Consider the following 22,051-nt stretch of genomic DNA (forward strand, 5'->3'; position numbering starts at 1 on the left):
GAAAGGAGGTGTTCCAGCCGCACCTTCCGGTACGGCTACCTTGTTACGACTTAGCCCTAGTTACCAGTTTTACCCTAGGCGGCTCCTTGCGGTGACCGACTTCAGGCACCCCCAGCTTCCATGGCTTGACGGGCGGTGTGTACAAGGCCCGGGAACGTATTCACCGCATCATGGCTGATATGCGATTACTAGCGATTCCAGCTTCATGGAGTCGAGTTGCAGACTCCAATCCGAACTGTGACAATGTTTAAAGATTCGCATCCTGTCGCCAGGTAGCTGCCCTCTGTCATTGCCATTGTAGCACGTGTGTAGCCCAGGACGTAAGGGCCGTGATGATTTGACGTCATCCCCACCTTCCTCTCGGTTTGCACCGGCAGTCTCTCTAGAGTCCTCAGCTTAACCTGTTAGCAACTAAAAATAGGGGTTGCGCTCGTTATAGGACTTAACCTGACACCTCACGGCACGAGCTGACGACAACCATGCAGCACCTTGTAAGAAGTCCGAAGAAATGTCTATCTCTAAACAATGCATCCTACATTTAAGCCCTGGTAAGGTTCCTCGCGTATCATCGAATTAAACCACATGCTCCACCGCTTGTGCGGGCCCCCGTCAATTCCTTTGAGTTTCAATCTTGCGACCGTACTCCCCAGGTGGGACACTTATCACTTTCGCTTAGTCACTGAGCTAATGCCCAACAACTAGTGTCCATCGTTTACGGCGTGGACTACCGGGGTATCTAATCCCGTTCGCTCCCCACGCTTTCGTTCATCAGCGTCAGTATATACGTAGTAGACTGCCTTCGCAATCGGTATTCTATGTAATATCTATGCATTTCACCGCTACACTACATATTCTATCTACTTCCATATAACTCAAGACTAACAGTATCAAAGGCAGTTCCATCGTTAAGCGATGGGATTTCACCTCTGACTGATTAGCCCGCCTACGAACCCTTTAAACCCAATGATTCCGGATAACGCTTGGACCCTCCGTATTACCGCGGCTGCTGGCACGGAGTTAGCCGGTCCTTATTCGTAGAGTACCGTCAGTGTGGTACACGTACCACAGTTTCTTCCTCTATAAAAGAAGTTTACAACCCATAGGGCAGTCATCCTTCACGCGGCATGGCTGGTTCAGAGTTGCCTCCATTGACCAATATTCCTCACTGCTGCCTCCCGTAGGAGTCTGGTCCGTGTCTCAGTACCAGTGTGGGGGATCTCCCTCTCAGGACCCCTACCTATCGATGTCTTGGTAAGCCGTTACCTTACCAACTAACTAATAGGACGCATAGCCATCTTAAACCGATAAATCTTTAATTAATAATCCATGCGAATTATTAACACCATAGGATATTAGTCCACGTTTCCATGGGGTATCCCCTTGTTTAAGGTAGGTTCTATACGCGTTACGCACCCGTTCGCCGGTCGTCAGCAAATTGCAAGCAATCTCTGTTACCCCTCGACTTGCATGTGTTAAGCCTGCCGCTAGCGTTCATCCTGAGCCAGGATCAAACTCTTCATCGTTATTTTGTTTGACATATTGCTATGCCTTAAATTATGATGATGCTCAAAAAAATCTTCATACTCAATATCTGAAAAACTAATCCCAAATATCAGCATGTAATTTACTCTTTAATTTTACGCTGTCAATTTTCAATAGTATCAATGAACTTACGTCTTTTCAGACTCTTCATACAACTAACTCCCTTAGAAGTTAGTAACTTAGCTGCTTCGCTAAGCGGATGCAAATATAAGAACTTTTTTCTTTCTAAAACAAATAAAATTTAAAATATTTTTAAATCTTTTTTCTTCTATCGCGAAGCTTGTTAAAACCTCTTCTAAAAACCCTTAAAACCTTATATGAACTTCAACTTTAAACTAGTTGCCTAGTCGCTGTTGCGGCTGCAAAGATACGCACCTTTTTTGCTTTTTTCCTAATCTTTTTTAACCTTTTTTTATTTATTTTTTTCTCAAATATCTAAACCCCTTATTACTCGCATTTTATACACTAAACTTAACGCTTTCTTTTTTTAATATGGCTGTTTATTTAACAGAAAAATATTTTGAGTTTTAACAATATCTTATCAATAATAATACGTTTGGCATATATATATGTAGTAGTATCGCTTTTACAAAACACACAACCTATTTAATTACTCTATGAATTCCATAATATTAAAAGCTAAGAATTTTCCAAAAAATTTTAAATGGGGTGTTACTATTTCTGCTTATCAAAACGAAGGTAAATGGAATACTTATGGTAAAGGGGTTTCTATTTGGGATACATTTACGAATGATCTTAATTTTAAAAATGGGAATGGAAATGTAGCTACTAATTTTTACCACTACTATAGAGAAGATATCAAAAGAGCTAAGGACTTAAACTTAGACGTTTTTAGATTTTCCTTTTCTTGGTCTAGAATTTTTCCAAATGGTATAGGTTCCATCAACCCAAAAGGAGTTAAATTTTACCATGAGGTTATAGACACTTGTATTGAGTTTGGTTTGGAACCATGGGTTACTTTGTATCATTGGGATTTGCCTCAGGCATTAGAAAACGAAGGTGGCTGGATTAACAGAAGCATTATTGATTGGTTTAGTGAATATGTTGAATTTTGTAGTAAAGAATATGGATGCAAAGTAAAAAAATGGATTGTTCTTAATGAACCTATGAGTTTTATAGGACTTGGATATTTTATGGGAATGCATGCTCCTGGAAAGAAAGGAATTCTTAATTTTTTACCTGCAGCACATCATGCTACATTATGTCAGGCTGTTGGTGGAAAAATTCTACGAAAAAATATTCCTGATGCATATATTGGAACTACTTATTCTTGCTCTGTAGTTAAACCTGTTAATAGATTGATTAAACATAAAAAAGCTGCACAAAGGATTGATGCTTTACTAAATAGATTTTTTATTGAACCTGCTTTAGGTCTTGGCTACCCTACAGATGTTATTCCTGGATTGACACAAATTGAAAAATACTATAAAGATGGAGATTCTGAATTAATGAAATTTGATTTTGATTTTATTGGAGTACAATATTATTTTAGAATAGTAGCCAAACACAGTCTACTTCCCCCTATTTTGTTTGCAACAGAAATTCCAGCAATTAAAAGAAATGTAAAAGTAAATAACATGGGAATGGAAATTTACCCTAGAGGTTTGTATAAAATACTTGAAAAATTTAGTAGTTACGATAATGTAAAAGACATCTATATAACAGAATCTGGGGTTTGTTTTGATGACACTATAGAAGATGATAAAATTAAAGATAAAAACCGTATTAAATACTTGAAAAAAACTTTTTACTACACTTTAAAAGCCATTGATAACAATATAAACGTAAAGGGTTATTTTGCGTGGACTTTGGTTGATAATTTTGAATGGGCAGAAGGGATTAAAGCTAGATTTGGGTTATATTATACTGATTTTGTGACTCAAAAAAGATACCTTAAAAAATCAGGAAAATGGCTTAAGAAATTTTTAAACAACAAATAACACCTAAAATTTATTGCTTGTTCTTTTGTTCATTTCTAAGTCTTGTAATACTTGCATTTAATTCAAAACCTAATAAAAGTATAATTGCATTTAACCAAATAAACAACATTAACACTAATAGTGTTCCTATGGATCCATATAATTCGTTGTACTTAGAAAACTTGACTACATAAATTCCAAATCCATAAAATGTAAGTAAAGAAAGTATGGTTGTTAACACAGATCCTGCAGAAAAAAACCTGGTTTGTTTCCCTTCTGAGGTTCCAAAATAATACAACATAGAAACTGTGCAAAAGATTAAAAACATAAATAACAAGTAACGCAAACTACTTAACCATATTAATTCTTGCGAAACCCAACCTTTTGTGGTTAAAAAATCTAATCCGAATTCAAAAAAAATAGTAGCTGCTACGGTTACTATCAACATAAAAGACATGGTTAACGATGTTCCTAATGAGATTAAATATTGTTTTACTACGTTTCTTATTTTTTTAACATGTACAGAATATTCAAATGCTGCAAAAACAGCATTTACACCATTGGTCATTAAAAAAATAGAAACTAAAAATCCAAAAGAAAGTAATCCTCCATATTTATTATTAGCAATATCTGACAATACAGAATCTACAGCATTGAATGTATCTGGAGGTAACAACTCGGAAATTAACAACATAAAGTTTTCCTGAAACCCATCTATAGGTATATAAGGAATAAGTGTTAACATAAATAACATAAAAGGAAACAAAGCCATAAAGAAACTATATGAAATTCCTCCAGCTCTAGAAGTTAATGCTCCTTTTAATATACCTATAAAGTACATTTCCAAAAGATCGTACAAACTCATTCCTTCTAAACCGGGTACCGGAATTTTTTTTCCTGTTCTTACAAACCAGTTTACAACAGGAACTTCTTTTAACTCCTCTTCTACAGAATCGTTTTTAGATATGTCTTTTGTTTCTTGCACTTTAATACTTTATCAAAATTAATCAACCGCTTTCAGGCTTAAATCTAGGTTATAAACAGAATGCGTTAATGCTCCTGATGAAATGTATTGTACTCCACATTCTGCATATTTTCGAAGTGTTTCTTCGTTAATTCCGCCCGATGATTCTGTTCCTGCTTTATTTCCTATTAAAGCTACAGCTTTTTTAGTGTCTTCGTAATTAAAGTTATCTATTAATATTCTATGAATCCCATCAAACTGAATAATTTCTTCAATTTCCTTTAAATCACGAGCTTCAACAATAATTTTTAGTTCTTTATTGTTTGCTTTTAAATAGTCTTTTGTTTGTTGAATGGCTTGAGACACTCCTCCTGCAAAATCAATATGATTGTCTTTTAACATAATCATATCATACAACGCAAAACGATGGTTTTCTCCTCCCCCTATTTTAACTGCCCATTTTTCTATAGCTCTAATACCAGGTGTGGTTTTACGAGTATCTAATATTTTAGTTTTTGTTCCTTTTAACAAAGTAACATATGATGCTGTTTTGGTGGCAATAGCACTCATACGTTGCATGGCATTTAGTACCAAACGTTCTGCTTTTAAAATAGACAAAGAACTTCCTGTTACATATAAAACAATATCTCCGTGTTTTACATACTCACCATCTTTAATTAAAATATCTACTTTTAAGTTTTTATCTACGTAAGCAAACACCTTTAAAGCAAAATCTACCCCAGCAATCACTCCTTCATCTTTCACCAATAACTTAGCTTTACCTTGTGCTGTACTTGGAATACAAGCTAAAGACGAATGATCTCCATCTCCTACATCTTCTCTTATGGCATTGGCTATAATTAAATCAATTTCTTTATCAAATTGTTCTTGACTAATCATCTATTTTAATTTTAAAGCAAATATAAGGTTCTGTACTTAATATAAAACTTAATTTGAGTAGCAAAAAAGACAAATAACATGCGAAAAAACAGTTGTAGTTCTCTTTTCTATCAGTAAGAAAACAGAAAAGTACTTATATTTTTATGTAAAAATTAGGAACTATGACTACAGAAGAAATTGCGGAAAGACTTGTTAGTTTGTGCAGAAGAGGTCAAAACGCTTTGGCACAAGTTGAACTTTATGATGATGACATAGAAAGTATTGAAACTCAAAACTCTAGATATAAAAAAACAAAGGGAATTAAAAAAGTACAGCGTAAAACCGCTATGTTTTTTGAGTTGGCACAAAAAATTCATCACTACAACATTTCGGATCCGCTTGTGGTTGCTAATTATTTTTGCTTTAAAATGTCTATAGACGTTACTGTAAGAGGTTTAGGAAGAGTTCAGCTAGAAGAACTTTGCGTATACCATGTAAAAGACGAAAAAATTATTAAAGAAGAATTTTATTACACACCTTCTCAATTATAAGAAACCTCCCAATCAATAGTTCTTAGTACCTTTGTGTTTTTATAGAAAATAAAAACACATGAAAATTCGTCTTTTAGCCATTGGAAAAACTGATGACAAAAACTTACTTCAATTAATAGAAAACTACCAAAACAGACTTAAGCATTACATTAGGTTTGAATTAGACATTATTCCAGACATTAAAAATGTTAAAAACCTTTCCGAAAGTCAACAAAAAGAAAAAGAAGGAGAACTAATTTTAAAAAAACTACAACCTACTGATGTCCTTATTCTTTTAGACGAAAAAGGAAAAGACTATAGATCTGTAGGTTTTGCTGATTATTTACAAAAAAAGATGAATACAGGTATTAAAGAACTTGTATTTGTTATTGGGGGACCCTATGGTTTTTCTGACACAGTATACAAAAATGCTCAAGGAAAAATTTCTTTGTCTAAAATGACTTTTTCCCACCAAATGATTCGTTTATTTATGGTAGAACAAATATATAGAGCATTTACTATTCTTAAAAACGAACCTTATCATCACGAATAAAAACAAATATTCCCTAGTTTTATACTAAAAAAAACAAATTATGAAAATAGTTTTTGCTACCCACAACCCAAACAAATTAAAAGAGGTTGCTGCCTTACTACCTAATATAGAGCTGCTGTCTTTAACCGATATTGGATGTACTAAAGAAATTCCTGAAACCGCCAATACATTAAAGGGAAATGCACAAATAAAAGCCAATCATGTTACTCAGAAATATGGATATCCATGCTTTGCTGATGATACTGGTTTGTTAGTTAATGCTCTAAACGGAGAGCCAGGAGTTTATTCTGCCAGATATGCAGGTGAAGCAGGAAATGCAGAAAAAAATATGGATTTGCTTTTAACAAACCTTAAAGGGCAAACTGACAGAAGCGCACATTTTAAAACGATTATTTGTTTGAACCTAAACAACGAACAACATTTATTTGAAGGTATTTGTTACGGAGAAATTTTAAAAGAAAGACAAGGTTTGGAAGGTTTTGGTTACGATCCTATTTTTAAACCTAATGGATTTGATACTTCTTTTGCAGAAATGACCTTAGCAGCCAAAGGAAAAATTAGTCATAGAGGTTTGGCTGTACAAAAACTAATTCAATTTTTACAAAAATTATAACGTGCATTCAACACAAAAAACATATTATTCTTCTTTTAGTATTTTAATTCTTGTATTGCTTTTTCTTGTATTTACAAATATTAGTACAGGTAGCTTATCTATTCCTTTTAAAGAAATTTGGAATGCTTTTTTTTATGCACCAACTACTAACGAAAACTATCAATATATTATTACCAATTATAGATTACCCAAAAGTATTACTAGTATTTTAACAGGGATTGGTTTAGGAATTAGTGGTTTGTTGATGCAAACCTATTTTAGAAACCCTTTAGCAGGTCCCTTTGTTTTAGGAATTAGCTCAGGAGCAAGTCTTGGCGTTGCTTTGCTAATTATGGGAGGAAGTTTTATCGGTTTTTTACCTTATCTAAACAACTTATCTATTCCTATAGCGGCAAGCTTAGGTGCTTTTTTAGTACTTAGTATTGTAATAATTACTGCTAGAAATATTAGAAATACCATGTCTATTTTAATTATTGGGTTAATGTTTGGTAGCTTTACTACAGCTATTATAAGCATTCTATCTTACTTTAGTTCTGCATCGGAATTACAGCAATATATTTTTTGGAGCTTTGGAAGTTTGAGCAACCTACAATGGAATGAGATTTACTTGCTTTGTTTTTTAATTTTTATAAGTTGCCTAGGGTTGTTAACCATAATAAAACCTTTAGATGCTTTATTATTGGGAGAAAACTATGCTAAAAGTTTAGGAATTTCATTAAAAAAAACACAAAACACCGTTTTTATTATTACAAGTTTATTAACCGGAAGTATTACTGCATTTGTAGGTCCTATTGCTTTTATAGGTTTGGCTATTCCTCATATGACTAAACTTGTTTTTAAAACCTCTAAACATCAAACCCTACTACCTGCTGTAGCCATTATTGGTGCTATTGTTATGTTAATTTGCGATACTTTGTCTCACATTTCTTTAGGAAACAAAAATTTACCTATTAACGCAATCACTTCTTTATTTGGAGCTCCAGTGGTTATTTGGTTATTGGTTTCTAAATCTAAAAAAACAGTATAATGAATACAATTGTTTTAAATGTAGAAAATTTATCTATAGGGTACGAGTCATCCAAAAAACAACATATTATTGCCAAAGACATTAATTTTAACCTACACAAAGGTGAGCTAATATGTTTATTAGGAAGAAATGGTGCTGGAAAATCAACTCTATTAAAAACAATTGGTAATATGCTTCCTGCTATAAAAGGAACTATTAAAATTAATAATACTAAATACGCTGATTTAAATTCTATTGATTTTGCTAAAAATATATCTGTGGTACTCACCGAAAGTTTACCCGAAAGCTCTTTGACCGTTTTTGAAACTATTGCTTTAGGTAGACAACCATACACAAATTGGTTGGGAAAAATTACAGAAAAAGATAAAGAAATTGTATTAAACGCTATGAAGTTAACAGATACAATTGCTTTACAAAAACAACATGTAAATCAACTAAGTGACGGACAATTACAACGAGTAATGATTGCAAGAGCTTTGGCACAAGATACTCCTATTATTTTACTAGACGAACCAACATCTCATTTAGACATTCATCACAAAATAAATGTTTTTAAAATATTAGGAAAAATTAGTCAAGAAACTCAAAAAACAATCTTAATTTCTACTCATGAAATTAACTTGGCTTTGAAAAACGCGCATCGTCTTTTAATTATTAATAATAATGATTTTGAAATAGGAAACGTTACAGAAGATCTAATTCAGAAGAACTTAGCATGTGTTTTTAATTCTGATGATATAACATATGACATACATAAAAATCAATTTATTTTTTAACTTTAATATGTTATGAAATTCAAAGAATTGCTTTTGCAAATAGAAACCTTTCCTATTTTAAAAAAGAAACTCTTCTTTTTTAGTGTAAGTGGTATTTTAATTTTACTTGCACTTATAACTCCATACTTACATGATTATCATTTTTACGTGGAACAATGGAGTGTAATTAGAAACGGATTAGACCCTTATAAAAACACCAACAATGCATATGGTTTAATATACAATTTATTTGCTTATACAGACTTATATAAGAGTATTACAATTCCTAGAATGTTGTTTTTGTTAACTTATTTAATTGCTTGTTATGGCATTATTTCTAATGCTAAAAAAAACAACACCTTATATTCTAACTCAATTCTATTACTTCTATTATTCAATCCATTAGTTTGGTTATACTCTATTGTATACGGAAGTAATGACACTTTTTTAGCTGGAATTACAACACTAGCTATTCTTTGTTTTTACCATAAAAAAAAATATTTATCTGGTTTTTTATTTGCTTTGGCAGTAGGCTTTAAATTCACCCCAATACTAATTGTTTCTTTCTTTTTTATCAATCCAAAAGGAAAGTTGAATTTTAAATCTATTATCACCTTTAGTACTACTCTATTGATTACTTATGGTTGGGGTTATTTAAATTATGGAAACAGCATTTTTAAACCTTTTCTTTTTGGCTCTTCAAGACCTTCCAAACTTCTTTCTATCTTTAGATTTATAAGAGGAGATGTTCAACCCCTATCTTTTTTAAACATACACAACTTAGATAAATACAGTACTATTCTTGTTCTATTATCTGTTTGTTGTTGTTTTGTTTTGTATATCTATTATAAGTTAGACAGAATGCTTATTGCTTTTTTATGTTATTCTTATGTTGTTTTATTTTATAAAGTTGGAAATCATCAATTCTATTATTTATTATTCTTATTAGCTATTCTTGCCTTTATTAAAAATGAACAAAAATTAATAAATAGTCCTAAAACATTATATGCTTTTACACTTTTCTTTAGCTGGTATTTTGGATGTGTTTTATTATACGGGGCAACTTCTGGTCATTTTGGAAAGTTTTTATTTTTAAGAGAATATATAGGGTTGCCTATTTTTTTAATACACCTAACGGCTAATTTTATTTTAACAAAAAACATAATTTTAAGACGTATTTAACCCATCTATTTTAGTCACAATCATCAAAAAGCCCCTAATAATAAATATTAGAGGCTTTTTAAATTTTTAAACAATGGTTCTTAACTTATGCTACATTGTGTTTTTTAATTAAGTTTAATGCAGATCCTTCTTTATACCAAGCTATCTGACTTTCATTGTATGTATGATTTAACTTTATTGTATCACTTGTTCCATTAGTATGCACAATTTCTAACGTTAATTGTTTTCCAGGTGCAAAACTATCTAAATCTGTAAATGTAAAAACATCATCTTCTTGAATCAAGTCATAATCATTTTCATTGGCAAATGTTAACCCTAAAATTCCTTGTTTTTTAAGATTTGTTTCGTGTATACGTGCAAAAGATTTTACAATAACAGCAGCTACTCCTAAATGACGAGGCTCCATAGCTGCGTGCTCTCTAGAAGAACCTTCTCCATAGTTATGATCTCCAACAACAATAGATGGTACACCTGCAGCTTTGTATGCTCTTGCGGTTGCAGGAACTGCCCCATACTCTCCCGTTAATTGATTTTTTACCATGTCTGTTTTTTGGTTGAATGCATTTACAGCTCCAATTAAACAGTTATCCGATATATTATCCAAATGTCCTCTAAATCTTAACCAAGGCCCTGCCATAGATATATGATCTGTAGTACATTTACCAAATGCTTTAATTAATAATTTTGCGTTTTTTATGTTAGTACCCAACGGAGTAAAAGGTTCTAAAAGTTGTAATCTTTCAGAATCTGGAGACACCACAACCTCTACACTAGAACCATCTTCTTTTGGGGCTTGATAGCCTGCATCTTCAACAGCAAAACCTTTTGTTGGCAATTCATCTCCTGTAGGTTCATCAAACATTACTTCTTCTCCATTCTTATTCACTAATTTATCCTTTGTTGGATCAAAATCTAATCTTCCAGAAATAGCTATGGCCGCTACCAATTCTGGAGAAGTTACAAAAGCATGAGTATTTGGATTTCCATCGGCACGCTTAGCAAAGTTTCTATTAAAAGAATGTACAATAGAGTTTTTTGGTGCATTTTTAGGATCAGAGTAACGAGCCCATTGACCAATACAAGGCCCACAAGCGTTGGTAAAAATAGTAGCCCCTAATTTTTCAAAAGTTCCCAACAAACCATCTCTTTCTGCAGTATAACGTACTTGCTCCGATCCTGGATTTATTCCAAATTCTGCTTTTACTTCAATTCCTTTTTCAACAGCTTGTTTCGCTATAGAAGCTGCTCTAGACAAATCTTCATAAGATGAATTTGTACAAGAACCTATCAATCCCCACTCTACATCTAATGGCCATCCGTTTTTCTCTGCTTTAGCTCTTACATCTGCTCCTGCTTCAGAAGCCAAATCAGGAGAAAAAGGTCCATTGATGTGTGGCTTTAATTCATCTAAATTGATTTCAATAACTTGGTCAAAATATTTTTCTGGATTCTCATATACTTCGTCATCACCTGTTAAGTAAGAAGCAACTTTGTTTGCTGCATCGGCAACATCGGCACGATCTGTAGCTCTTAAATAACGATCCATCGATTCATCATATCCAAAAGTTGATGTAGTTGCTCCAATTTCTGCTCCCATATTACATATGGTTCCTTTTCCTGTAGCTGAAAGATTCTTAGCTCCTTCTCCAAAATATTCTACTATAGCTCCAGTTCCTCCTTTTACGGTTAAAATTCCAGCTACTTTTAAAATTACATCTTTAGATGCAGTCCAACCAGATAATTTACCTGTTAATTTTACACCTATTAATTTTGGAAATTTAAGTTCCCAAGCCATACCGGCCATTACATCTACAGCATCGGCACCACCTACACCCACAGCAACCATTCCTAAACCACCTGCATTTACGGTATGTGAATCTGTTCCAATCATCATTCCTCCAGGAAATGCATAATTTTCTAACACTACTTGATGTATAATACCTGCTCCTGGTTTCCAAAAACCAATACCATATTTATTTGAAACAGAAGATAAAAAATCAAACACTTCTGCACTTGTCTTGTTGGCAAATTTTAAATCTTGAGCAGCTCCTTCTTTTGCTTGAATTAAATGGTCACAATGTACAGTTGTAGGAACTGCAACTTTCTTTTTTCCTGCTTGCATAAATTGTAACAGGGCCATTTGTGCCGTTGCATCTTGACAAGCAATTCTATCTGGAGCAAAATCTACGTAATCTTCTCCTCTTTTAAATGCTTTGGTTGCGTTACCATCCCATAGATGATTGTACAAAATTTTTTCTGCTAGTGTTAAAGGTTTTCCTACAATGTTTCTTGCAGTATCTACTCGTTCGGTCATGCGAGCATAAACCTCTTTAATCATTTCAATATCGAATGCCATAAGATTTATTTATAATTGTTTTGTTTTTATTCCTCCTAATATACAAAATATAGAGTGGCTAAAAAAGATTTCTTACTTAGTAAGATTCTAAACTAGTGATGTTTATAATCAACTTTTATAAAAAAGAAAAAGCCTAAGTTTAAAACTTAGGCTTTTTCTTTTTTATGATGATAATTTTTACTTTATCAATTGCTTTTGTGAAGGGGCAAATTTAGTTAATACAATTCCTTCTACTGCAGCTTCGTATTCTGACATTGTAGGAGTTCTACCTAAAACAGTAGACAAAACTACTACTGGTGTAGATGATAATAATGATTCTCCTTTTTTCTCTCCAGAATCTTTTACAACTCTTCCTTGGAATAAACGAGTAGATGTTGCCATTACAGTATCTCCTGGTTCTGCTTTTTCTTGGTTCCCCATACATAAGTTACAACCTGGACGTTCTAAATACAACATGTTTTCATATTTGGTACGTGCTGCTCCTTTTGGTGCATTATCGTCAAATTCAAAACCAGAGTATTTTTGCAACACTTCCCAATCTCCCTCTGCTTTTAACTCATCAACAATATTATATGTTGGTGGTGCAACAACTAAAGGTGCATTAAATTCTACTTTTCCTTGTTGTGACTCTATGTTTTTTAACATTTGAGCCAATATTTTCATATCTCCTTTGTGAACCATACAAGACCCTACAAAACCTAAATCTACTTTTTTAGTTCCTCCGTAATAAGATAAGGGTCTAATTGTATCGTGAGTATAACGTTTAGAAACATCGTCATTATTTACATCAGGATCAGCAATCATTGGCTCTATAATTTCATCCAAATCAATAATTACCTCTGCATAATATTTAGCACTTGCATCTGGTCTTAACGCAGGTTTTTCTCCTGTTTTAATTTCGTTAATTCTTTGATTAGCTTTATCTATTAAACCCTGTAATACTTGTTGCTCATTATCCATTCCTTTATCGATCATGATTTGAATTCTAGATTTTGCAATCTCTAATGATTCGATTAAAGTATCATCTTCTGAAATACAGATAGATGCTTTTGCTTTCATTTCTGCTGTCCAGTCTGTAAAAGTAAATGCTTGATCGGCAGTAAGTGTTCCAATATGTACTTCTATAACTCTACCTTGGAATACGTTTTCTCCTTTGTACTGCTTTAACATTTGCTGTTGGGTTGCATGTACTACATCACGGAAATCCATGTAACCTTTCATTTCTCCTTTAAAGGTTACTTTTACAGATTCAGGAATTGGCATTGTTGCCTCTCCTGTTGCCAATGCTAAAGCTACTGTTCCAGAATCTGCTCCAAAAGCAACTCCTTTAGACATTCTTGTATGAGAATCTCCTCCAATAATAATATCCCAATCGCTTACAGTAATATCATTTAATACTTTGTGGATTACATCTGTCATTGCAGGATAAACTCCTTTAGGATCACGAGCAGTAATCAATCCGAAGTCATTCATAAACTTCATTAACCTAGGAATATTTGCCTTTGATTTGCTATCCCACACAGATGCTGTATGGCATCCTGATTGGTATGCTCCATCAACAATTGGTGAAATTGTAGTAGCAGCCATGGCTTCTAATTCTTGAGAAGTCATTAAACCTGTCGTATCTTGAGATCCTACAATGTTTACTTCTACACGAACATCAGAACCAGTATGTAAAGTTTTTCCTGATGTACCTACAGCATTTTTATTAAATATTTTTTCTACAGCTGTTAATCCTTGTCCTTCTATAGATATTTCTTTAGAAGTAGCATATACCTGAGGAGCTTCAATTCCTAAAACTTTTGCAGCAAATGTTTGTAGTTTTTTACCAAATACTACAGCATAAGATCCTCCTGCTTTAATAAACTCTACTTTTTGAGGTGTTAAAGAAGCTGAAATATCAATCAACTCTTTATCTCCATTGTATAATTTTTTCTCTTTTGTATTGATTGTTAAAACGGTTCCTGTTTGTACAGAATAAGTTTCTTCCAAAACAGGTTCTCCATCAGCATCTACCACTACGTTTCCTTCTGCATCTGTCTTTTTAACCCAGTTTTTTAAATCAATACCTATTCCTCCTGTAACTCCTACTGTTGTTAAAAATATTGGAGAAATACCATTTGTACCAGCAATTACTGGTGCTATATTTATAAAAGGTACATAAGGACTTGCTTGTACTCCTGTCCATAATGCAACGTTATTAACTCCTGACATTCTTGAAGACCCCACTCCCATGGTTCCCTTTTCTGCAACTAACATAACACGCTTGTCTGGGTGCTGTTCTTTTAATTCAGAAAGTTGTTGTTGCATTTCTTTGTTGTGCTCAAAAATACATTGTCCGTGTAACTCTCTATCTGATCTAGAGTGTGCATCAGCTCCTGGTGACAACAAGTCTGTAGAAATATCTCCTACACCTGCAATAAATGTAACTATTTCTATTTCCTCTTCTACTTCTGGTAGTTTGGTAAAAAACTCTGCTTGTGCATAACTTTCTAAAAGCTCTTTAGCTATTGAGTTTCCTTCTTTGTATGCTTTTTCAATACGTTCTGTATCTGCATCATATAAGAACACTTGTGTTTTTAACACATCTGCTGCTGCTCTAGCAATTTCTACATTGTTTCCTAATGCTAAATCTAACAACACCTCTATAGAAGGTCCTCCTTTCATATGAGATAAAAGTTCAAAAGCAAAATCAGACGTTATTTCTTTAACAACAGATTCTCCAAGAATAATTTCTTTTAAGAATTTTGCTTTTACTCCTGCAGCACTAGTTGTTCCAGGCAAAGTGTTGTAAATAAAAAATTTAAGAGAGTCTTCTCTATATTCATTATCCACATCTTTGATTTGTTCAATAATTTCGCTTAGCAATTCAGCTCCATCAATTGGCTTAGGGTTTAGACCCTGATCTTTTCTCTCATCGATCTCCTTGATGTAATCTTTATAAGTACTCATAAAAAAAGAAGTAATTTAATTGTTCGTTTTTGGTGCGGCAATATACAAAATATCAATCCCATAATAAAAGATGAGAATAGACTGTTTTAGTCAAAAATGGTATTTTTAACAAATTCACATAATTTCAATTATTTTACCACACAAAACTACGTACAATTACGTAGTTTTATATCTCTATAAATAAGAATTTTTGTGTATTGTAAAAAAACAACGTTGTTATCTGTTATAATTCATTAATAAAAGTAGGTCTATAAGCCGAGTTCTGTTTCTTGAAACAAGTTCAAGACTCTTATCATTTATCTAGAATTGCTATTGCTAACAATTTCAATCTGTCTACCCCTTGGAATTGAGCGAACGACTCTTACCTTAATTAAAAGGACTCCAATATACATGACATTGCACCGCATAGAGTTTACCTGGTTTCACTACAGCCGAACTGTACTTGCTTTCTGTTGCACTTGTCCTATACCGATCCCGAAACTTCGGGACGGTATGACGGATGTTATCCGCTATACTGTTCTATGGTGCTCGGACTTTCCTCTCCGTTATACACGCAGCGATAAGATGACCTACTATACTATTAATGAACTTATTTTTTTATCATAAAAAAACCCACCTAGTAAACCAGGTGGGAAAAATTGCTATGAAAAAGAAAAAGTGTGTTATAAATAACACAACGGTACAAATATATAAACTTTGTTGATTACAACAATAAAAAAGAGAGAAAAAATAATAATTTTTTCTCTCTTTTTTAACATTTGTATTGTTATGAAAACATATCCTTAACCTTTTCAAAAAATGATTTATCTGATTTTGTTGGATTTGGTTTAAAATTATCTTCATCTAGATTGGCTTCAAAGAACTTAACTTGATCTTTATTAAGTTCTTGTGGAGTCCATATATTTACATGAACCATTAAATCTCCAGAACCATATCTTTCTAAACTTGGTAATCCTTTACCTTTTAATCTTAATATTTTTCCTGATTGGGTACCCGCTTCTATTTTTATTTTAACCTTTCCTGATACGGTTTCAATTTCTTTACTAACACCTAGTATTGCTTCTGGGAAACTTATATACAAATCGTAATGTAAATTAACCCCTTCTCTTTTTAATGTTGCATGTGGTACTTCCTCTACTAACACTAATAAATCTCCAGCAATGGAATTATTTCCAGGTGCTTCGTTACCTTTTCCTGAAACTTTTAACTGTACTCCATCTGTTACTCCTGCAGGAATGTTTATGGTTACTGTTTCCTCTTCTACAATCAAACCTTGAGCATCTGCACCTGATGGTTTGTTTTTAATAGTTTCTCCTGCTCCACCGCAAGCGTTACAAGTAGTTGCAGTTTGCATTCTACCTAAAATAGTATTGGTAACCTGCATTACTTGACCTGAACCATTACAGGTTCCACAAGTAGTATAAGTTACTCCTTTTGCTTGTTTTTTTCTGCGTACTTTTATTTTTTTATCAACCCCGTTGGCTATTTCTTCTAGAGTTAATTTTACACGAATTCGCATGTTGGTTCCTTTCACCATTCCTCTACGGCCTCCGCCACGTTGACCTCCGCCACCAAAGCCACCAAAACCACCTCCGCCAAAAATGTCTCCAAATTGGCTAAAGATATCGTCCATATTCATGCCTCCAAAGCCACCGCCACCGCCATGACCTCCTTCAAAAGCTTGGTGTCCATATTGATCATATCTAGCTTTTTTGTTCTCATCACTAAGAACTTCATATGCTTCTGCTGCTAATTTAAATTTTTCTTCAGCCTCTGTATCTCCTGGGTTTTTATCAGGATGATATTTAACGGCCATTTTACGATACGCTTTTTTTATCTCAGCTGCAGTTGCTCCTTTAGATATTCCTAATACTTCGTAAAAATCTTGTTTTGCCATATCTTTGTTCAATTAGCAATTGACATTTTGTTTATTGTCAACTGTATCTTGTTACTTGTTTTATGATTGTCCTATTACTACTTTAGGAAAACGAATAATAGTATCACCTAATTTGTATCCTTTTTCTATTACATCAATCACCTTACCTTTTAAATCTTCAGTTGGTGCTGGTATTTGTGTAATTGCTTCTTGAGTATCTGCATCAAAGGCATCACCTTGCTTAACTTCTACCTGAGTTAATCCTTTTTGCTCTAAGGTTTTGATTAGTTTGTCTTGTATTAAAAAAACTCCTTTAATTAATTCTTCGTTTTCGCTTTTTGCTATTTCTACCATTCCTCTGTCAAAATCATCTACAACTGGCAAAAGAGACACAATAATGTCTTTCCCTGCAGTTTTAAATAACTCTATACGCTCTTTAGAGGTTCTTTTTTTGTAGTTTTCAAACTCAGCAAATAGCCTTAAGTATTTGTCTTTTTCTGCTTGAATTAATGTTTCTACAGATGGTTCTTCTTTTACCTCTTCTTGTGTTGCGCTTTCTTCAGTAGTTTCAACAGTTTTTTCTACTTGTTCTGCAGTTACTTTTTCTTCTACTGCTTTTTCTTCTTGTTGAATATCTTCTTTCTTACTCATGGTAATTAAATTATCATATTTTATTTGTAGTAACTCTGTCAAAAGATTTGCCAATTATCACGCTGTGTCAAATTGACATCTTTTTTAAGGCCATGCAAAAGTACAATTTTATTATAGTTTTAACCAATAAATAAAAAGTATGAATTTTGTTTTGACTTCTTAATGTAAAATTTTGAACAACAGTTCTTTTAACAAGTCTTGATCTGAAATGTTAGAAGCCCCAACTCCTTTACTCTTTACATCGGCTTCTCGTAACAAAGCTATAATTTGAGAAACTTTTCTCATAGGATAGTTTTTTGCGGCCACTACATAATCATCTACAAAATATGGACTAACTCTTAATGCTTTAGACACATTCATTTTTGATTTGTCTTTTAAACCATGATACATTAATAATTGTGTAAAGTAACTATTGATTAATGAGATGGTCATTACCAAAGGATTGCTTTTAGGGTTTTCGGAAAAGTATTTAATGATTTGATTGCATTTTAGAATGTCTTTTTTACCTATTGCTTTACGCAATTCAAAAACATTAAAATCTTTACTAATTCCTATATTTTCTTCTATATGTTTTGGGGTTATAATAGTTGATTGTGGCAAAATCAACATTAACTTATCTAATTCGTTACTTATTTTACTTAAGTTGGTTCCCAAAAACTCTACTAACATTTGAGATGCTTTGGGTTCTATTTGGTATTGTTTTCCTTTTAAGACTCCCAAAATCCAATCTCCCACTTGGTTTTCGTATAATTTTTTAGATTCAAAAACAACTCCTGTTTTTTGAATTGTTTTGATTAATTTTTTTCGTTTGTCTAAGGTTTTGTATTTGTAGCAAAGTACCAACACTGTACTTTCTAAAGGTTTTTCTGCATAACTTACTAAATTCTCTATAGTGCGAGACAAATCTTGAGCTTCTTTAACAATAACAACTGTTTTTTCGGACATCATAGGGTATTGTTTCGCCTGTCCAACAATGTCATCAATACTTACATCTCTACCATATATAATGGTTTGATTGAATCCTTTTTCTTCTTCTGTTAAAATAGTTTTTTCAATAAAATCAGCTATTTTGTCTATATAGTATGGCTCATCTCCCATTAAAAAGTAAATAGGCTTTGTATTCCCATTTTTAATATCGGCAACTAACTGTTTTACTTCTACCATTTTTACTGTAATTGTCTCTAAATTGCTAAGAAAGTTTGTTTATTTTTGAGCATGCAAAAATTAAATCTTCCAGATGTTGAATTAAAAATCAAAAGTAAAGAAAATAAGCTATTTATTTTTGACCCATTCAGGAAAAAAAACATTCTATTAACTCCAGAAGAATGGGTAAGACAACACTTTGTTAATTATTTAGTTGTCTATAAAAACTATCCGGCTTCTTTAACTGTTTTGGAAAAAGAGCTAACCTTAAACAACACAAAAAAAAGAACAGACATATTAATTTACAACACTTTAGGAACACCCGAAATTATTGTAGAGTGTAAAGCAATGGATGTTCAAATAACTCAAAAAACATTTGACCAAATAGCAAGGTATAATTTGCAATTAAATGCCAACTATTTAATTGTTACAAACGGATTGGAACATTACTTTTGCCAAATGGATTTTAAAAACAAACAATACGTTTTTTTAAAAGACATTCCTAACTATAGCCCATCATGAATATTGCACTTGTTATTTTAAACTGGAACGGCAAAAAATTGTTAGAACAATTTTTACCTACAGTTGTTAAATATAGTTCTAAAGCAAACATATATGTTGCAGACAATGCTTCTACAGACGGTTCTGTTTCTTATATAGAGCAACATTTTACCAACGTTACTGTTCTTAAAAACACAAAAAACGAAGGTTATGCTAAAGGCTATAACACAGCATTACAACATATTAAAGAAGATGTATTGGCTTTGGTGAATTCTGACATTGAAGTTACTGAAGGTTGGCTAGATCCTATTCTTGAATTTTATAAAAACAATTTAAAAGCTAGTATTGTTCAACCTAAAATATTAGACTACAACCACAAAAACTTATTTGAATATGCAGGAGCTGCAGGTGGGTTTATTGATAAGTATGGTTATTCATTTTGCAGAGGTAGGATATTTAATAGTATTGAAAAAGATCAAAATCAATATGCTTCTTCTCCTATTTTTTGGGCTTCAGGAGCTTGTTTTTTTATTAAAACAAAAGATTTTAAAGCTTTAAATGGTTTTGATGAACACTTTTTTGCTCATTACGAGGAAATAGATTTGTGTTGGAGAGCACAAAACAAAGGTTTTCATGTAGATTATGTTTCCAATAGTACAGTATATCATATTGGTGGTGCTACTTTAAAAAACTCTAGCCCCTTTAAAACCTTTTTAAATTTTAGAAACTCCCTGTTTACACTGGTAAAAAATCTTCCTAAAAAACAATTGTTTCCTATTATTTTTACAAGAATGGTTTTAGATGCTGTGGCTGGCTTTAGGTTTCTTATGTTAGGACAACCTCGTCATTTTTGGAGTATATTAAAAGCCCATGGTTCTTTTTACTTGAACCTTGTAAAAATGTACCAGAAAAGAGACACACATCAAAAAACAAATTATTTCACTAAAAAAAGTATTGTTTGGAATTATTTTGTAAATAAACAAACTAGCGTTCATTAAGTTTTATTAAATAATAAAAATGAAAAAATCAATAACTTATAAAACATTTGCTATTCTTTCTGTTTTCTTATTGATTTCTTTATTTCAATTAAAACACATAAATGATAAACCCGAAAATAGACATTCTTGGGCTTTAGCTGATCATTATGCAATTGCTTTAAATTTTCAATCAAATAATTTTGACTTTTTTCATCCTGAAACCTATTGTTTAAATCCTCAATTTCTTGCTAGTAAATTTAGAACTACAAATTCTGAATTTTCAAACAAAGAGTTCTTTAACTCTAAACTAGAAAAACCTTTAGGTATTACTGCTGTAGATTTCCCTATTCATCAATACGTATCTGCCATTTTAATGGAGCTTTTTAAAACTTCTGATCCGTATGTTTATAGACTCTACAGTTTATTTATTAGTATTCTTGGTTTGTTTTTTTTATTTAAAACGTCGTTACTCATTAACGAGTCTTATAAACTGAGTTTGGCTATTATCTTTTTTGTTTTGTTATCGCCAACATACAACTACTACTCTTATTCATTTTTACCAACAGCACAGTCTTTAAGTTTACTGTTTATAGCATCTTATTTTTACTGTAAACATTATAAAACAAAGAATTTCTCAAGCTGGTTATTTGCTATCATTCTTGTTTTAATAGCCAGTTTGGCAAGATTGCCTTTTGTTATTTATCTAATCGCTATTTTATCTCAACAACTATTAACTTTAATTCTAAAAAGAAAAATTTCTATACCTAAAACAATCCTCTCTTTTGGATGTATTTTAATAGTGCTTGTTTACTTTTTGTATAACAAATTTGTACTATCATATAAATATGGATCTAATTTTTTGAACTATCCTTTAATTCCTCGTAATTTTAAAGATGTATACACTTCTATTTATTACACGCTAAAACATGAAGTTTGGAGATATTTTACCCCAATACATTATTTTATAATTCTATTTGCTACAATTTCCTTTATTAACAATAGGAGTAAAATTAACATTACAAAAACCGCTACAGTTTTATACATCTCATTAATGGGTTTTATATTGTATAGCTGTTTAATGCTTAGACAATTTCCTGCTCACGATTATTATTTGTTAGATACTTTTTTTGCGTTGATTGTGTTTTTAGTAATCAATTATAGTAGAAGTTTAAAAGATAACATCTCTAATCATAAACTCCTGACTTACGGAATATCTTCATTTTTATTTTTTATTGTTATCACAGAATTTGGCTACAATTATTTCTTAAAAAAAACTCCCGCTAAAGCAACAACCAAAGCCTTCCTTAATTCTAAAAAAACATTAGATAGCTTACATATAACTCCTAAAAAAAATATTTTACTACTAGGTGCAGTAAGCCCCAACAATGCTTTTATAGAAATGAACAGAAAGGGATTTATAGATATGTACTGTACACCCTATACAATACAAAGGGCTTTGTCTTGGGATATTGATTATATTATTACTCAAAATTTTAATTTTAAGAGTAAAATATTAAAGAACTACCCTAACTTTGCAACGGAAAATAAATTGATTTTTAAAAATCAGAATTTTTCTATCTATAAGCCATTAGCTAAGCACAAATAAATTA

Annotated in this window: 17 protein-coding genes, 1 rRNA gene and 1 other RNA gene; 10 read left to right on the forward strand and 9 right to left on the reverse strand. The window is 32.3% G+C overall.

Annotated features, from left to right (window positions below; genetic code table 11):
* Position 1: 1 nt before the first annotated feature.
* A 16S ribosomal RNA gene (locus ACY2IJ_RS04910) occupies positions 2–1,523 on the reverse strand.
* A 636-nt stretch (positions 1,524–2,159) separates the two neighbouring features.
* On the opposite strand from ACY2IJ_RS04910, the gene ACY2IJ_RS04915 reads away from it, so the two are divergent.
* Entirely contained in the window at positions 2,160–3,503 is a 1,344-nt protein-coding gene (locus ACY2IJ_RS04915) for a glycoside hydrolase family 1 protein (RefSeq protein WP_476726038.1), read from the forward strand.
* A gap of 10 nt (positions 3,504–3,513) precedes the next feature.
* On the opposite strand, the gene ACY2IJ_RS04920 is transcribed toward ACY2IJ_RS04915, so the two are convergent.
* Both ACY2IJ_RS04920 and nadC read right to left on the reverse strand, forming a co-directional pair.
* Positions 3,514–4,467: a YihY/virulence factor BrkB family protein gene (locus ACY2IJ_RS04920; protein WP_476726039.1), complete on the reverse strand. Its 954-nt coding sequence runs from the start codon at positions 4,465–4,467 to the stop codon at positions 3,514–3,516.
* 18 nt (positions 4,468–4,485) lie between these two features.
* Positions 4,486–5,346 (reverse strand): carboxylating nicotinate-nucleotide diphosphorylase, encoded by an 861-nt coding sequence (gene nadC, locus ACY2IJ_RS04925; protein WP_476726040.1) that lies wholly within the window; start codon positions 5,344–5,346, stop codon positions 4,486–4,488.
* Between the two features lie 161 nt (positions 5,347–5,507).
* On the opposite strand from nadC, the gene ACY2IJ_RS04930 reads away from it, so the two are divergent.
* The 6 genes from ACY2IJ_RS04930 to ACY2IJ_RS04955 are packed head-to-tail and all read left to right on the forward strand — an operon-like array spanning position 5,508 to position 9,985.
* Positions 5,508–5,876, forward strand: coding sequence for a SnoaL-like domain-containing protein (locus ACY2IJ_RS04930; protein ID WP_476726041.1), 369 nt, complete (start codon positions 5,508–5,510; stop codon positions 5,874–5,876).
* A 58-nt stretch (positions 5,877–5,934) separates the two neighbouring features.
* Positions 5,935–6,408, forward strand: coding sequence for a 23S rRNA (pseudouridine(1915)-N(3))-methyltransferase RlmH (gene rlmH, locus ACY2IJ_RS04935; protein WP_476726042.1), 474 nt, complete (start codon positions 5,935–5,937; stop codon positions 6,406–6,408).
* A 40-nt stretch (positions 6,409–6,448) separates the two neighbouring features.
* Complete coding sequence (locus ACY2IJ_RS04940) at positions 6,449–7,021, forward strand: non-canonical purine NTP diphosphatase (protein ID WP_476726043.1); 573 nt, start codon at positions 6,449–6,451, stop codon at positions 7,019–7,021.
* Position 7,022: 1 nt separating this feature from the next.
* Entirely contained in the window at positions 7,023–8,048 is a 1,026-nt protein-coding gene (locus ACY2IJ_RS04945) for a FecCD family ABC transporter permease (RefSeq protein ID WP_476726044.1), read from the forward strand.
* Positions 8,048–8,824, forward strand: coding sequence for an ABC transporter ATP-binding protein (locus ACY2IJ_RS04950; protein ID WP_476726045.1), 777 nt, complete (start codon positions 8,048–8,050; stop codon positions 8,822–8,824). The genes ACY2IJ_RS04945 and ACY2IJ_RS04950 overlap by 1 nt, the downstream gene beginning before the upstream one ends.
* Before the next feature lie 12 nt (positions 8,825–8,836).
* Positions 8,837–9,985, forward strand: a complete 1,149-nt coding sequence (locus ACY2IJ_RS04955; RefSeq protein ID WP_476726046.1) for a glycosyltransferase 87 family protein — start codon at positions 8,837–8,839, stop codon at positions 9,983–9,985.
* An 85-nt stretch (positions 9,986–10,070) separates the two neighbouring features.
* Here the strand turns inward: ACY2IJ_RS04955 and ACY2IJ_RS04960 are convergent, their stop codons facing one another.
* From ACY2IJ_RS04960 to holA, 6 genes are all read right to left on the reverse strand, one after another.
* A complete protein-coding gene (locus ACY2IJ_RS04960) occupies positions 10,071–12,341 on the reverse strand; it encodes an aconitate hydratase (RefSeq protein ID WP_476726047.1) in 2,271 nt (756 codons plus the stop codon).
* A gap of 177 nt (positions 12,342–12,518) precedes the next feature.
* Positions 12,519–15,293 carry a bifunctional aconitate hydratase 2/2-methylisocitrate dehydratase gene (locus tag ACY2IJ_RS04965; protein ID WP_476726048.1) on the reverse strand — a complete coding sequence of 925 codons (2,775 nt, stop codon included), beginning with the start codon at positions 15,291–15,293 and terminating at the stop codon, positions 12,519–12,521.
* Positions 15,294–15,528: 235 nt separating this feature from the next.
* Positions 15,529–15,869, reverse strand: an RNA gene (rnpB, locus tag ACY2IJ_RS04970) — RNase P RNA component class A.
* A 190-nt stretch (positions 15,870–16,059) separates the two neighbouring features.
* Positions 16,060–17,190, reverse strand: a complete 1,131-nt coding sequence (dnaJ, locus tag ACY2IJ_RS04975; protein ID WP_476726049.1) for a molecular chaperone DnaJ — start codon at positions 17,188–17,190, stop codon at positions 16,060–16,062.
* A 60-nt stretch (positions 17,191–17,250) separates the two neighbouring features.
* On the reverse strand, positions 17,251–17,820 hold the full coding sequence (locus tag ACY2IJ_RS04980; protein WP_476726539.1) for a nucleotide exchange factor GrpE: 570 nt from the start codon (positions 17,818–17,820) through the stop codon (positions 17,251–17,253).
* A 159-nt stretch (positions 17,821–17,979) separates the two neighbouring features.
* Positions 17,980–18,984, reverse strand: a complete 1,005-nt coding sequence (gene holA, locus ACY2IJ_RS04985) for a DNA polymerase III subunit delta (RefSeq protein ID WP_476726050.1) — start codon at positions 18,982–18,984, stop codon at positions 17,980–17,982.
* Between the two features lie 51 nt (positions 18,985–19,035).
* On the opposite strand from holA, the gene ACY2IJ_RS04990 reads away from it, so the two are divergent.
* The 3 genes from ACY2IJ_RS04990 to ACY2IJ_RS05000 are packed head-to-tail and all read left to right on the forward strand — an operon-like array spanning position 19,036 to position 22,047.
* Positions 19,036–19,485 carry a type I restriction enzyme HsdR N-terminal domain-containing protein gene (locus ACY2IJ_RS04990; protein ID WP_476726051.1) on the forward strand — a complete coding sequence of 150 codons (450 nt, stop codon included), beginning with the start codon at positions 19,036–19,038 and terminating at the stop codon, positions 19,483–19,485.
* Entirely contained in the window at positions 19,482–20,462 is a 981-nt protein-coding gene (locus tag ACY2IJ_RS04995) for a glycosyltransferase family 2 protein (RefSeq protein WP_476726052.1), read from the forward strand. Before ACY2IJ_RS04990 ends, ACY2IJ_RS04995 begins: the two co-directional genes overlap by 4 nt.
* Before the next feature lie 19 nt (positions 20,463–20,481).
* On the forward strand, positions 20,482–22,047 hold the full coding sequence (locus tag ACY2IJ_RS05000; RefSeq protein ID WP_476726053.1) for a hypothetical protein: 1,566 nt from the start codon (positions 20,482–20,484) through the stop codon (positions 22,045–22,047).
* Positions 22,048–22,051: the final 4 nt, after the last annotated feature.

The organism is Wenyingzhuangia gracilariae (genome assembly GCF_056387575.1).

Coding starts and splice junctions, on each gene's coding strand:
- holA (WP_476726050.1), bottom strand. CDS start 18,984: ATGGTAGAAGTAAAACAGTTAGTTGCCGATATTAAAAATGGGAATACA.
- ACY2IJ_RS04915 (WP_476726038.1), top strand. CDS start 2,160: ATGAATTCCATAATATTAAAAGCTAAGAATTTTCCAAAAAATTTTAAA.
- ACY2IJ_RS04980 (WP_476726539.1), bottom strand. CDS start 17,820: ATGAGTAAGAAAGAAGATATTCAACAAGAAGAAAAAGCAGTAGAAGAA.
- ACY2IJ_RS04990 (WP_476726051.1), top strand. CDS start 19,036: ATGCAAAAATTAAATCTTCCAGATGTTGAATTAAAAATCAAAAGTAAA.
- ACY2IJ_RS04960 (WP_476726047.1), bottom strand. CDS start 12,341: ATGGCATTCGATATTGAAATGATTAAAGAGGTTTATGCTCGCATGACC.
- rlmH (WP_476726042.1), top strand. CDS start 5,935: ATGAAAATTCGTCTTTTAGCCATTGGAAAAACTGATGACAAAAACTTA.
- nadC (WP_476726040.1), bottom strand. CDS start 5,346: ATGATTAGTCAAGAACAATTTGATAAAGAAATTGATTTAATTATAGCC.
- ACY2IJ_RS04995 (WP_476726052.1), top strand. CDS start 19,482: ATGAATATTGCACTTGTTATTTTAAACTGGAACGGCAAAAAATTGTTA.
- ACY2IJ_RS04930 (WP_476726041.1), top strand. CDS start 5,508: ATGACTACAGAAGAAATTGCGGAAAGACTTGTTAGTTTGTGCAGAAGA.
- ACY2IJ_RS04940 (WP_476726043.1), top strand. CDS start 6,449: ATGAAAATAGTTTTTGCTACCCACAACCCAAACAAATTAAAAGAGGTT.
- ACY2IJ_RS05000 (WP_476726053.1), top strand. CDS start 20,482: ATGAAAAAATCAATAACTTATAAAACATTTGCTATTCTTTCTGTTTTC.
- ACY2IJ_RS04950 (WP_476726045.1), top strand. CDS start 8,048: ATGAATACAATTGTTTTAAATGTAGAAAATTTATCTATAGGGTACGAG.
- dnaJ (WP_476726049.1), bottom strand. CDS start 17,190: ATGGCAAAACAAGATTTTTACGAAGTATTAGGAATATCTAAAGGAGCA.
- ACY2IJ_RS04965 (WP_476726048.1), bottom strand. CDS start 15,293: ATGAGTACTTATAAAGATTACATCAAGGAGATCGATGAGAGAAAAGAT.
- ACY2IJ_RS04955 (WP_476726046.1), top strand. CDS start 8,837: ATGAAATTCAAAGAATTGCTTTTGCAAATAGAAACCTTTCCTATTTTA.